The sequence below is a fragment of the Arthrobacter subterraneus genome, from assembly GCF_900099735.1.
Taxonomy (GTDB): domain Bacteria; phylum Actinomycetota; class Actinomycetes; order Actinomycetales; family Micrococcaceae; genus Arthrobacter_D; species Arthrobacter_D subterraneus.
The window spans coordinates 1-12,794 of sequence record NZ_FNDT01000014.1 but is presented as its reverse complement, the minus strand read 5'-3'; the positions used below and the strand labels follow the sequence as shown (position 1 = coordinate 12,794).

At 65.9% G+C, this 12,794-nt stretch carries 12 protein-coding genes and 1 tRNA gene; 7 read left to right on the top strand and 6 right to left on the bottom strand.

Annotated features, from left to right (window positions below):
* Window positions 1-118: 118 nt before the first annotated feature.
* From BLS52_RS13625 to BLS52_RS13600, 6 genes are all read left to right on the top strand, one after another.
* Complete coding sequence (locus BLS52_RS13625) at window positions 119-706, top strand: FtsB family cell division protein (protein WP_245702872.1); 588 nt, start codon at window positions 119-121, stop codon at window positions 704-706.
* Window positions 707-800: 94 nt separating this feature from the next.
* Window positions 801-1,451 carry a DUF501 domain-containing protein gene (locus BLS52_RS13620; RefSeq protein ID WP_090587448.1) on the top strand — a complete coding sequence of 217 codons (651 nt, stop codon included), beginning with the start codon at window positions 801-803 and terminating at the stop codon, window positions 1,449-1,451.
* 1 nt (window position 1,452) lies between these two features.
* The gene (locus tag BLS52_RS13615; RefSeq protein WP_090587447.1) at window positions 1,453-2,397 is read left to right on the top strand and encodes a Ppx/GppA phosphatase family protein; all 945 of its coding nucleotides are present in this window, start codon (window positions 1,453-1,455) and stop codon (window positions 2,395-2,397) included.
* 5 nt (window positions 2,398-2,402) lie between these two features.
* Window positions 2,403-3,914, top strand: coding sequence for a S8 family serine peptidase (locus BLS52_RS13610; RefSeq protein WP_245702871.1), 1,512 nt, complete (start codon window positions 2,403-2,405; stop codon window positions 3,912-3,914).
* 9 nt (window positions 3,915-3,923) lie between these two features.
* Window positions 3,924-5,360: an NAD(P)/FAD-dependent oxidoreductase gene (locus BLS52_RS13605; protein ID WP_090587445.1), complete on the top strand. Its 1,437-nt coding sequence runs from the start codon at window positions 3,924-3,926 to the stop codon at window positions 5,358-5,360.
* Between the two features lie 69 nt (window positions 5,361-5,429).
* Window positions 5,430-5,792 carry a CHY zinc finger protein gene (locus tag BLS52_RS13600; RefSeq protein WP_090587444.1) on the top strand — a complete coding sequence of 121 codons (363 nt, stop codon included), beginning with the start codon at window positions 5,430-5,432 and terminating at the stop codon, window positions 5,790-5,792.
* A 32-nt stretch (window positions 5,793-5,824) separates the two neighbouring features.
* On the opposite strand, the gene BLS52_RS13595 is transcribed toward BLS52_RS13600, so the two are convergent.
* Window positions 5,825-5,897, bottom strand: a tRNA-Leu gene (locus BLS52_RS13595).
* A 245-nt stretch (window positions 5,898-6,142) separates the two neighbouring features.
* On the opposite strand from BLS52_RS13595, the gene BLS52_RS13590 reads away from it, so the two are divergent.
* Entirely contained in the window at window positions 6,143-7,525 is a 1,383-nt protein-coding gene (locus BLS52_RS13590; RefSeq protein WP_051470468.1) for an ABC transporter substrate-binding protein, read from the top strand.
* Between the two features lie 223 nt (window positions 7,526-7,748).
* Here BLS52_RS13590 and BLS52_RS13585 read toward each other — a convergent pair whose 3' ends face one another.
* The 5 genes from BLS52_RS13585 to BLS52_RS13565 form a co-directional block, all read right to left on the bottom strand.
* Window positions 7,749-8,534 (bottom strand): ABC transporter ATP-binding protein, encoded by a 786-nt coding sequence (locus tag BLS52_RS13585; RefSeq protein ID WP_026544267.1) that lies wholly within the window; start codon window positions 8,532-8,534, stop codon window positions 7,749-7,751.
* Window positions 8,531-9,529: an ABC transporter ATP-binding protein gene (locus tag BLS52_RS13580; RefSeq protein ID WP_175460178.1), complete on the bottom strand. Its 999-nt coding sequence runs from the start codon at window positions 9,527-9,529 to the stop codon at window positions 8,531-8,533. Before BLS52_RS13580 ends, BLS52_RS13585 begins: the two co-directional genes overlap by 4 nt.
* A 110-nt stretch (window positions 9,530-9,639) precedes the next feature.
* The gene (locus BLS52_RS13575; RefSeq protein ID WP_026544265.1) at window positions 9,640-10,623 is read right to left on the bottom strand and encodes a branched-chain amino acid ABC transporter permease; all 984 of its coding nucleotides are present in this window, start codon (window positions 10,621-10,623) and stop codon (window positions 9,640-9,642) included.
* A gap of 11 nt (window positions 10,624-10,634) precedes the next feature.
* Window positions 10,635-11,957, bottom strand: coding sequence for a branched-chain amino acid ABC transporter permease (locus BLS52_RS13570; RefSeq protein ID WP_090587441.1), 1,323 nt, complete (start codon window positions 11,955-11,957; stop codon window positions 10,635-10,637).
* A 238-nt stretch (window positions 11,958-12,195) separates the two neighbouring features.
* On the bottom strand, window positions 12,196-12,794 hold a 599-nt coding region (locus tag BLS52_RS13565), incomplete at its 5' end, for an IS481 family transposase (RefSeq protein ID WP_139186269.1).

The following is a 12,794-nucleotide window of genomic DNA, read 5'->3' as shown; positions in this document are numbered from 1 at the left end:
AGCGAGGAGTCCGATGTCCACCCGACGCCCCAGCGTTCCGCGCACCGCACGAGCGCGCGCAGACGGGCAGAGGCAGCCGGCTCCGCCCCTGAAGCGCCCTGGCCCCCAGGGCGCTTCAGTGCGTTCGGCGACACCGACAACAAAGCACCCGGCGGAAAAGCAGGCCGGTTCTCCCGGTGCCGGATCCCCGCCGCCCCGCAGGAAGACCTCACCGTCGGAGGCGCGGGCCGCCGAACGGTCCCAGCTCGCCGGAGCCATCCGGACCGCCAGTGCACCGTTCCGGAAGCCGGCGGAGCGGGTCATTGTTCCGGCGGAGGACGCGGAGCCGATTCCCGCGAAAGCCTTTTCCGGGCGGCTGCTGGCACTCGCCGTCGTGCTTGTCACCATCACGGTGCTGCTGGCGCCGTCCGTGCGCACCTACCTTCAGCAGCAGGCGGAGACCGAAGCACTGCAGGAGCGGATCACCGCGCTGCAGCGGGAGCAGGACACCCTTGAAACGCAGATTGCCCGCTGGGAAGATCCCTCGTACATCAAGCAGCAGGCCCGTGACCGGCTGTTCCTGGTGATGCCCGGAGAAACCCGCTACCTGGTCAAGGGCGGAACGGCTGTGGAGACCTCGGAGGAACAGCAGTCCGCTGCCTCGCCGGCGGATCTGCCCTGGGCCGATGCGCTCTGGGCGTCCGTCGAGCGCGCCGCCACCGACTAACGTTGGTTCCCGGGAAGTTTTTGTCGCCTATCTGCTGCTATAGCCCGGTCTGAGCAGCAGATAGGCGACAAAAACTCGAAATGGAAGGACCGCAGTGACCGAAGGCAACCCGCTCACACCCACACCGGCTGATCTGGAGACCCTCAGCCGGCAGTTGGGACGGCCGGTCCGCGACGTCGTCGAAATCGGCGCCCGCTGTGTCTGCGGAAACCCGCTCGTGGCCACCACAGCGCCGCGGCTCAGCAACGGCATCCCCTTTCCCACCACGTACTACCTGACGCACCCGGTCATCACCGCGGCGGTCTCCCGGCTGGAGGCCGCGGGCACCATGACGGAGATGACGGAGCGCCTCGAACGCGACCCGGATCTCGCCGAGCGCTACCGGGCGGCCCACGAGTCCTACCTGCGGGCGCGGGCCGAGATCGGGGAACGCAGCGGAATCGGTCCGGTACCCGAGATCGACGGCGTCTCCGCCGGCGGGATGCCCACCCGCGTGAAGTGCCTCCACGTCCTCGTGGGGCATTCCCTCGCGGCCGGACCGGGCGTCAACCCGCTCGGGGATGAGGCACTCGCTGCCATCTCCGAATGGTGGATCGTCGACGAATGCCGCTGCGCCGGCGCTTGGGACGAAAGCGGCGACCCGCCGGACCGCGACCTCAGCCGCCATGTGAAGACCCAGGGACTCACTCCCGAGGAACTGGACGCCAAACGCGCCGAACGCCGAACCGGCGAGGGAAAGGCCTGATATGCGAACTGCAGCCATTGATTGCGGCACCAACTCCATCCGCCTGCTGATTGCGGACGTCGACGATGGCGCAGGCCTCACCGACGTCGTGCGCCTCATGCGGGTGGTCCGCCTCGGCGAAGGCGTCGATGCCACCGGTGAGCTTTCCGAAGCCGCGCTGCAGCGGACCTTCGACGCCGTGGATGAATATGCCGCACTGATCAAGGAGCACGACGCCGGCCGCGTCCGTTTCGTGGCCACGTCGGCCACCCGGGATGCGAGCAACCGCGAGGTCTTCGTAACCGGAGTGCGGGACCGCCTCGGCGTTGAACCGGAAGTCGTCAGCGGCGGCGAGGAAGCGGAACTGTCGTTCTCCGGAGCGGCGAGCGTGCTGGCCGGCGAAAACGACGCTCCGGTGCTGGTGGTGGACCTCGGCGGCGGAAGCACGGAGTTTGTCGTCGGTACCGGCAGCCAGGTCATTGCCGGGCGCAGCATGGATATGGGGTGCGTCCGTTTCACCGAACGGTTCCTCCGCTCCGATCCGCCCACGGACGAGGAAATCGCCTCCGCGGAAGAAGAGATCGGCCGCATGATCGACGAAGCCCACGCCGACGTCGACCTTTCCTCCGTGCACGGCATCATCGGGGTCGCCGGCAGCATCACCACCGTCACCGCGCACGCGCTGAAGCTTCCCGAGTACCTGCCGGAGCGCATCCACGGAACGGAACTGGGACTGACAGAGATCGACGACGCCGCCACCTCGCTGCTGCACCTCACCCGCGCCGAGCGGAAGGCACTGCCCTACATGCACCCGGGACGCGTGGATGTCATCGGTGCCGGAGCGCTCATCTGGCGCACCGTCGTCCGGCGTGTCGCGGAGGCCACCGAAGGGCGCGTGCAGGGCGCGGTTGCCAGCGAACACGATATTCTTGACGGCATTGCCCTCAGCGCAGCCTCCCGAAAGTAGCGCACGTGACAGTCTCTTCCGCGCACCACCGCGCTCACGTTTCCCGGTCCGTTGCCGCCGCCCTGGCGCTCTCGCTCGGCCTGGCCACCGCCGTCGTCGGTCCGGCGGACAGGGCAGGCGCCCACGGAGGTGAGCTTCGCGACCGCGAATACTGGGTGGAGGATTATGGGATCGCCGAGGCCTGGGAAGCCACCAGGGGAGCCGGTGTCACGGTTGCTGTGATCGACAGCGGGGTTGACGGAAGCCACCCCGACCTTGAGGGGGTTGTCACCGGAGGCACCGATGTGTCCGGTGCAGGAGCGCCCGACGGGCAGCGCGGAATCGGGGAGGTGCCCGAGCACGGCACCCTGGTGGCGAGCCTGATCGCCGGCCGCGGACACGAGCCCGAGGAACCGGTTGCATCTCCATCGCCCTCAGGTTCAGCAAAGCCCTCTGCTTCGGCGAAAGCGGAAGCCTCCGCGGAAGCTTCGGCGCAAGCGGAAGCCGAAGCCAGCAGGGAGGCAGAGGATTCACCCCTCCAGACCGCCGGTCGGGGGACCGACGGTGTGGTCGGTGTGGCACCGGAGGCCGAGCTGTTGGCGGTCTCACTCTGGATCGCAGGGGAGGCGACCGGCGCCAATCCCGCAGGCGTCAGCATCGACGACCAGATCCCCAACGCGGTGCGCTGGGCCGTGGACAACGGTGCCTCGGTGATCAACATGTCGCTGGGCAGCACGTCGCCCACCTGGCCGGAGAGCTGGGACGAGGCGTTCCTCTACGCGGAACAGAAGGACGTTGTCATTGTCGCCGCCGCGGGCAACCGGGCCGGAGGCTCCGTGCAGGTCGGCGCACCGGCCACCATGCCCGGCGTGCTGGCCGTGGGCGGACTGGACGCCGAGGGCGCAGCCAGCCGGGAATCCTCCTCCGAAGGCATCAGTATCGGTATCGCCGCGCCTGCCGAGAACCTCGTGGGGGCGCTGCCGGGCGGCCTGTATGCGAGCAAGTGGTCCGGCACCTCGGGTGCTGCCCCGCTGGTCTCCGGGGTGGCCGCGCTCATCCGCGCCAAGTACCCGGACCTGACCGCCCCGCAGGTCATCAACCGGATCATCATGACGGCGCGTGACGCAGGCATACCGGGCAAGGACACCATCTACGGCCACGGCATCCTCGACGCGGACGCCGCAGTGAATGCGGACCTGGCCGTTCCCGAGGAGCGGCTGCTCGGCGCCGGCGGCGTTGTCAGCATGGCCCAGTACATCGAGACGTACCGCCGAGGGGAGGTGCCACCGCCGCCCCCGCCGGAAGCAGCGCCGGAGGAGGAACCGCTTCCCGATATCCCGGAACCGACCGTCCCGGCCGCCCAGGAGCGGACCTCGTCGGCAAGCTCGCTGCCGGCCTTCATCGTGTTCGGATTCGGCGGGCTGATCCTGGTCATCCTCCTCGGCGGAACGTACCAGGTGATCCGGATTTACCGGGAGAGCCGGGCGGACGTGGACCCCACAGAACCCGCTAGTGAAGATTTTCACAAAGTCCGGTAGGCTTGAGTCATGGCTCAAACCCCCTCGTTCTCTGATCGTCCCCGGATTCTCGTTGTCGGCGGCGGCTACGTCGGTCTTTACGTAGCCCACAAGCTGCAGAAGAAGGTGAAGGCACACGGCGGGATCGTCACGCTCGTGGATCCTTTGCCGTACATGACTTACCAGCCCTTCCTGCCCGAGGTGGCAGGGGGCAACATCGAGGCGCGTCACGCCGTCGTCTCCCACCGCATGCACCTGACGGACACCGAGCTCATCACGGGCAAGGTCACCGGCGTCAACCACTCCTCACGCACGGCCACCGTTGATCCGGCCGACGGCAGTGAACCCTTCGAACTGCCCTACCGCGACATCGTCATTGCGGCCGGTGCCATCACCCGCACCTTCCCGATCGAGGGGCTGGCAGAAGAAGGCATCGGTATGAAGACCATCGAGGAAGCCGTCGCCGTGCGCAACGGACTCCTGGAGCGGATTGAGACCGGCTCGATGATGCAGCCCGGTCCGGAGCGGGACCGCGCCCTGACCTTCGTGGTTGTCGGCGGCGGATTCGCAGGTATCGAGGCGCTCGCCGAGATGGAGGACCTGGCGCGCGCTGCTGTCAAGAAGAACCCGCGGCTCGAGCGGTCCGATATCCGGTTTGTCCTGGTTGAGGCAATGGGGCGCATCATGCCCGAGGTCACCGAGGAACAGGCCAAGTGGGTTGTGGAGCACCTGCGTGCCCGCGGTGTCCAGGTCAAGCTCAACACTTCGCTCGCCAGCGCCAAGGGCGGCAGGCTCAAGCTCATCAACATGCCGGACAAGTCCCCGGCCGATGAGTTCGAGACCGACACCCTCGTGTGGACTGCCGGCGTGCAGGCCAACCCGGTGGTCCGCAACACCGACTTCCCGATCGACGAGCGCGGCCGCGTCCGCGCCAACCCGGAACTGCGCATCACCGGCGACGACGGCCCGCTGGACGGCGCCTGGGCAGCCGGCGACGTCTCTGCCGTTCCTGACCTGTCCGGAGGCGGCGTAGGCGGTTTCTGCGTCCCGAACGCACAGCACGCCGTCCGTCAGGCGAAGCTCCTCGCCGACAACATCTACGCCGAGCGCTACGGCGTGGGCCGCGTCCGCGAGTACAAGCACAAGAACCTCGGTGCGGTTGCCGGGTTCGGCCAGTACAAGGGCGTCGCCAACATCATGGGCTTCGGCATGCGCGGACTTCCCGCATGGCTGGCCCACCGCGGCTACCACGGCATGGCAATGCCCATGTTCGAGCGTAAGTTCCGCGTTGTCGGCAACTGGGTGCTCGGGTTCGTCTTCGGGCGTGACACCACCCAGCTGATGGACCTGCAGAGCCCGCGCCGCGCCTTCCGCGAGGCCGCTGCCCCGCCGGCGAAGAAGCAGGAAGCAGCTCCTTCCCTGGACAAGGGCCGCTCCGAGGACACGGAGAAGGCCAAGGCCAAGTAACTGCCAGTACGACGGCGGCACCCCGGGGGGTGCCGCCGTCGTGCGTTTAAGCGGTTATAGTTCTCAATCGTGAGGACCCGCCCCGAGACGCCCGCCGACCGCCCGGCCGCGCCGGCGGTCACCGCGACTGTTTTGGGTCCCACGGTGGATCACCAGACGCGGTGCGTGCACTACCGGACAGAGCTCGACGTCGTTGCCATCCGGTTCAAGTGCTGCGGTGAGTTTTATCCGTGCCATCTGTGCCACGAGGAAACGGCCCACCATGACGCTGCGGTGTGGCCGCCGGAGGAGCAGGACACCCATGCGATCCTCTGCGGTGTCTGCGGCGGGACCATGTCCATCCGGGACTACCTGGACGCTGACGGCTGCGCCTCCTGCCGGGCGCCGTTCAACCCGGGGTGCCGCCTGCACAAGCACCTGTACTTCGGGTAAACAGCACCGCCTGACTTCCGTTTCCGGGACGGTGCCCCAGGTGGGACTCGAACCCACACTGTGAAGATTTTAAGTCTCCTGCCTCTGCCATTGGGCTACTGGGGCGTAACGTGCGATGGACTTCCCGACGGGCGCGCCGCCGGAGCGTCCCGTCAAGAATACGCGACCCTGGCGGGCCCCGGCCTTTCCGGGCCGCGACGGCAGTCAATACCCCTGTGACGAGTGTTACAAGGATGTAACCAGATTTGCTTATCTTGGACACGTTTTTGCACTAGCTTTTTCACATACCAGGAACACCTGGTGATCGCATCAAAGGCTGATCGAGCCTTTCGATCGAGGAGATAAATTTCATGACAGCAACACGTAACTCCGCGCGGTTTGGCATCGGGGAGAATGCTCCGCGCGCAGCGAAGATTGCGGCCCTGAGTCTGGGCGTCGCGCTCTTCGCATCTGCCTGCGGTGGCAATCCCACCCCCGAAGAAGAAGGCGGCGCATCTTCGGCACCGGCAGCGTCGGGGCTGACCTGCCCCGAGAGTCAGGGCGGCGCAGCCCCCGAGCCCGGCGAGAAGGGAGATCCTGCGGCAGTGCCCGAGGCGGAAACAACGTCCGACTCGCCACTGGTGCTCGGATCGCTCCTGCCTACCACAGGCGCCCTCGCGTTCCTCGGCCCTCCCGAAATTGCCGGCGTCAACCTCGCCGTTCAGGAGATCAATGAGGCCGGCGGTGTGCTCGGCCAGGACGTCGAGATCATCCACCGCGACTCCGGTGACACCACCACGGACATCGCAACGCAGTCCGTCACCGACCTCCTGTCCCAGGATGTCAGCGCGATCATCGGGGCGGCGTCGTCGGGCGTATCGCAGACGGTGATCAACCAGATCACCGGTGCCGGGGTTGTCCAGATGTCGCCCGCGAACACCTCGCCGGACTTCACGGACTGGGATGACAACGGCCTGTACTGGCGTACTGCACCCTCCGACGTCCTGCAGGGCCGGGTGCTCGGCAACTACATCATGGCCTGTGGCGCCCAGACTGTGGGCATGATCGTACTCAACGATGCGTACGGTACCGGACTGCAGGCGAGCATCAAGGAAGCCGTTGAGAGCGCAGGCGGCCAGGTTGTCGCCGAGGAACTGTTCAACGAGGGCGATTCACAGTTCAGCAGCCAGGTCGACGCACTTGTCGCAGCCGAACCTGACGCCTATGTGGTCATCAGCTTCGACCAGGCCAACAGCATCGTTCCGCTGATGACCGGTCAGGGTGTAGACCCCGGTTCCATGTTCTTCGTGGACGGCAACACCGCCGACTACAGCGAGGACCTGGATCCGGGAACGCTTGAGGGCGCACAGGGCACCCAGCCCGGTTCCTTCGCAGGAGACGAGTTCAAGGATGCGCTGGCTGAGATCGATGACAGCCTGAACGTCTGGAACTACGCAGGTGAAAGCTACGACGCCGTGAACCTCATTGCCCTTGCAGCGGATGCCGCAGGAAGCACTGACGGGGCCGCCATCGCAGCTGAACTTGAGGCGGTTTCCAAGGAGGGTACAGAGTGCTTCGACTACGCAGGCTGCATCACGCTCCAGCGCGAGGGTGAGGATATCGATTACCAGGGCATCTCCGGACCGATCACCTTCGATGAGAACGGTGACCCGACGGAAGCCTTCATCGGCATCTACGAGTTCGATGAGAACAACACACCGCAGCCCTACCGTTCCGAGGCAGGACAGCTCTAGGGCAGGGCGTACCACCTGATTCACCCGCACAACGGAAGGGCCCTTCCCGGTTGACCAGTTCAGCCGGGAGGGGCCCTTCTGGTCGTTGGGGACCCCGGTTGGGGACCGCCGCCGCGGGCGGTGAGGGCCGGGGACCGCCGTCGCGGGTGCTGAGGGCGGGAACACAGAAGAGGCCCTCTCCGGCTGAACTCGTCAGCCGGAGAGGGCCTCGGTCAGGACGTTGCTACGCCGTGTCGGCGAGGGTCCCGAGGTAGAGCTGGATTACCTTCGGGTCCTTCATGAGTTCCCGTCCTGTGCCCGTATAGGCGTCCTTGCCCTGGTCGAGGACGTAGGCGCGGTCACAGATCTGCAGGCATCGCCGCGCGTTCTGCTCGACCATGATCACCGAGACCCCCGCCCGGTTGATTTCATGCACTCGGAGGAACGTCTCGTCCTGCTTGACGGGGGAGAGGCCCGCGGACGGCTCGTCGAGGAGCAGCACAGCAGGCTCCATCATCAACGCCCTCCCCATGGCCACCATCTGGCGTTCGCCGCCGGAGAGGGACCCCGCACGCTGGGCACGCCGCTTGCCGAGTTCGGGGAAGAGGTCGGTGACAAAGTCAAACCGCTTCCGGAAGTCCTTCGGCCGCTGGTACATGCCCATCTGGAGGTTCTCCTCGATGGTCAGGGAAGCAAAGACGTTGTTGTTCTGCGGGACAAAGCCCACGCCCTTGGTGACGAGCTTGTTGGCCTTCAACCCGGTGATGTCCTGGTCCCGCACCACCACGGTGCCGGAGTGCACTTTCACGAGGCCGAACATCGCCTTGAGCAGTGTCGACTTGCCGGCGCCGTTGGGGCCGATGATTCCGATCAGCTCACCCGAGCGCGCTTCGATGGAGCACCCGTTCAGGATGTTCACGCCTGGCAGGTAGCCCGCCACGAGGTCGGTGACCTTCACGACGGACTTTCCCGGCACCGCGTCGGTTCCGGCCGTCTGCCCGGGCCCTGCCGTTCCCGCTGATTCACTCATGGCCGCTTCTCCTCTGGTCCGGTCTCGCCTGTTGGGCGCGTGTTCCGTGGACGTCCTTCAAGCTCGGTGATTCTGGTGTGGCTCAGGAGGCCCGCGTTCTCGGTCCCCACCACGGATTCCTCGTCATGGGACAGCTCGGACTCGAGCTGCTCAACGCCGTGGGAGTCGCCGAGGTCCACATCGTGGTGCGCACCCAGATAGGCGTCGATGACCGCCTGATCCTTCATGACGACGTCGGGAGTTCCCTCCGCGACCACGCGGCCTTCCGCCATGACCACCACCCAGTCCGCCACATGGCGGACCATGTGCATGTCGTGTTCGACGAAGAGGACGGTCATGCCCTCCGCCTTGAGGTTCTTGATGTGATCGAGCAGGGATTGCGTGAGCGCGGGGTTCACGCCGGCCATCGGCTCGTCGAGCATCACCAGGCGGGGCTTGACCATCAGCGCCCGGGCCATTTCCAGGAGCTTGCGCTGGCCGCCGGACAGGGAGGCTGCGTAGTCGTCCGTCTTGGTGTCCAGCTTGAACTTCTGCAGCAGCACCTCCGCCTGCGCGGTGATCTCCTTCTCCCGTCCGCCCCACAGGCCCTTGAACAGTGCGCGTGCAAGGCTCTCGCCGGGCTGGTCGGTGGCGCCCAGGCGCATGTTTTCCATGACGGTGAGCTTGCCCATGACCTTGGTCAGCTGGAAGGTGCGGACCATGCCCAGGCGCGCCACCTTGTAGGGGGCGACGCCGGCCAGGGAGTGGCCGTCGAAGTCCCATTCACCGCTCTGCGGGGTATCGAATCCGGTCAGCAGATTGAACAGGGTGGTTTTCCCCGCTCCGTTGGGCCCGATCAGCGCGGTGATCTTGTTCCGGGGGATCTCCAGGTAGTCGACGTCGACGGCGTTGATGCCGCCGAAGCTGCGGGTGACCTTCCGGGCCGTGATGATCGGATCGCGTTTGCGGCAGCCCGGTCCGGGGGTGTCCTCGGTGATGGGGCGCGAATCGGTCATGTAGTCGGTCTGGTCGGCCGGAGAGCCGGTCGACGGCGCGGACGGGCCGGTGACTGCGTGCGCTGCCCGCCGGCCTCCGGATTGTGCTGCAGGTTTCGCAGTAGGGTCGCTCATGCGAACGCCAACTCCTTCTTGTTGCCGAGTACGCCCTGCGGCCTGAAGATCATCAGCAGCATGAGCGCAACACCCACCAGGATGTACCGGAGCTGACCGGCCTGGACGTTGGTGAGGAATGTGATGGCGCCGGTTTCAATGGCGCCGAAGAGCAGGCTCTGGGTGAGTGAGAGGACCACCCAGAAGATCATGGCTCCGATGACGGGGCCCAGCACGGTGGCCATGCCGCCGAGCAGGAGGACCGTGTACAGGAAGAACGTCAGCTCGGTGGCGTAGTTGGCCGGTTGGACGGCGCCACGCGGGATCACGAAGATCATGCCCGCGACCGTGCCCATGAGGCCGCCGATGATGAGCGCCTGCATCTTGTACGCGTACACGTTCTTGCCCAGGGCGCGCACGGCGTTTTCATCCTCGCGGATGCCCTTGAGCACACGGCCCCACGGGCTGCGCATGAGCGCCCAGACGGCGAGGCAGGCCAGCGCCACGATGGTCCAGGCGATAACCCGGACAAACAGGCCGTTCTGGTTCATGCTGACGGGACCGATGTTGTAGGTCCCCTCAGGAATGAAGTTCAGCGCGAAGAAGCCCGTTTCAAAACCCTGGGCCAGCCCGTTGGCTGAGCCGGTGATTTCAGTGAGCCCGTTGGTGGTGACGATGTACCGCACAATTTCCGCGGCCGCGATGGTCACGATCGCGAGATAGTCTGCTCGCAGCCGGAGGGTTGGAATACCCAGTATGACGGCGAAAATCACCGAGGCGAGCAACGCCACCAGTACTGCCACGGCAACCGGTGCGTTGAACGTCAGCGTCGAGATGGCGTAACCGTAGGCGCCCATCGCCATGAAGCCTGCCTGCCCGAAGTTGAGCAGGCCGGAGTAGCCGAAGTGCACCGCGAGGCCGAGGGCCGCAAGTGCGTATGCCGCCGTCGTCGGGCTGATGATTTCGCCGAAGGCGAGGGAGAAAATGTTGCCGAAGTCCATATCAGGAGCCCCTAACCTATGCGCTCGCGGCGGCCCAGGATGCCCTGCGGCCGGAAGAGCAGTACCAGAATCATGATGAGCAGAGCGCCGACGTACTTCAGGTCGGCCTGCAGCCAGATGGTGGAGACCTCGACGAAGAGTCCCACGATGACCGAGCCGAGGAGCGCGCCGAAGACAGTGCCCAGACCACCGAGGACAACGCCGGCGAAGATCAGGAGCAGGATCTGCTGGCCCATGTTGAAGGAGACCCCGGGCCGGTAGTAGGCCCAGAGGATACCTCCGAGCGCCGCCAGGGCGCCGCCGATGACCCAGACGAGCCTGATGACACGGTCGACGTCGATGCCCGATGCCGCAGCCAGCGCGGGGTTGTCGGCAACCGCACGGGTTGCCTTTCCGATGCGGGTGCGCAGCAGCAGGAACGCGATCAGGAGAATGGCGATGAGGCTGACGATCAGGGAGGTCAGGTTGTTCCGCGTGATCGAGATCAGCCCGAAGTTCAGCATCTGGCCCTGTGCTCCCGGAAGCTGCTGGGTGGCCCCGCCGAAGTTGAACTGGATGATGTAACGCAGCGCCAGGGCCAGTCCGATGCTGACAATCATCATCGGGATGAGGCCGGAGCCGCGCTGCCGCAGCGGCTTCCACAGGCCTGCATCCTGGACAAACCCGAGCGCGGCGCCGCCAAGCACCGCGAGGACAATAGCCAGGAAGGCGGGAAGGCCCAGGGCGGCGAACCCGAAGGCGAAGACCGCACCGGCGGTGACCATCTCGCCGTGGGCGAAGTTGGTGAGGCCGGTGGTGCCGAAGATCAGGGACAGGCCGACGGCGCTCAGTGCGAGGAGGAGGCCGAAGCTCAGGCCGGCAACCGTCCTGTCCACCAGGGTGTCGAGGAAGTTGCTCGTTCCTGTCACGATGCCCTCACCGAAGAGAAAGAGGGTGGTGACGTTGGTGGTTCCCGCGAAGGTGACGGTGCGCGGATTCTGCTGGCCCTCGGCCAGTTCGATACCGTCAGGGAGCGTGGATTCATCCAGCTCCACCTCGTACGCTCCCTGCTGCGGGACGTCGATGCTCCAGGACCCGTTCTCCCCGGAGGTGGTTTCGCCTTCGAAATCCTCTCCGGTGACCGTGATACGGACGTCCGCGATGGGTCCGTCGGCACCGCGCAGCACGCCGCTGATCCGGTTCTGGAATTCCCCGGCCTGGACGGAGGCGGGGGCCTGCCTGTACATGCTGTCCGCTCCCGCGTGGAGTGATGCTCCAGCTGCGGGTGCGCAGATGAACAGTGCGGCCAGGAGGCCGGCTGCCAGGAGGAGTAGCCTCCTGTGCCACGCCGGCATTGGCTTGGTTATCAAGTTATGAACCTCCACGATGGTGGCCCGTCCGTCGAGGTACGACGGCTCTCGGGCCTGTGATCGAAGTCACGCAGTGTGGAGATCATGTTACCTGCGCTGTGTTACCACTTTTCGCCATACGGGGGCGCAAAGGTAGCGATTGGATAACAACTGTTCGGCAAGGGTTACCGGTGGGTAGCGCAGGAGCGCGGTAGGGCGGAAACTGCCCTCCGCACCGAAGCGCCTAGATGTATTGCCCTGAGAGGTTGGTGACGCGGCTGGCTGGTGGCTGACCTTTGAGTGAGGTGTGGCCTCGGTGGTGATTGTAATGATGCAGCCAGGCCGGAAACGCGGCAACACGCTCGGCTTCTGACCGGTAGGTGGTGGCATAGGCCCACTCTTCGAGTATGGTGCGGTTGAAGCGTTCGACCTTACCGTTGGTCTGCGGCCGGTAAGGGCGGGTGCGCTTGTGTTTGATGCGGGGTCCGAGGGCGTCGGCGAAGGCACGGGATCGGTATCCATTGCCGTTATCGGTCAGGACTCGCTGGACGGTGATCCCGCGAGACTCGAACCAGGTGTTGGCGCGGTTCCAGAACGCGGCCACGGTTTCCTTCTTCTCATCGGTGAGGATCTCGGAGTAGGCAAAGCGTGAGTAATCGTCGACGGCGTTGTGAATGAAGTGATACCCGGGGCGGCGGTTGCGCTGGGTGCCGACCTTGTTGCGGCGCCCGGCGGCCCTGCCGAGGGCTTTGTGCCCTCCGCCGTCGGGGATCCTCCCGAGCTTCTTGATATCCACGTGCACGAGCTCCCCGGGCGCGGCGTGTTCGTAGCGGCGGATGACCC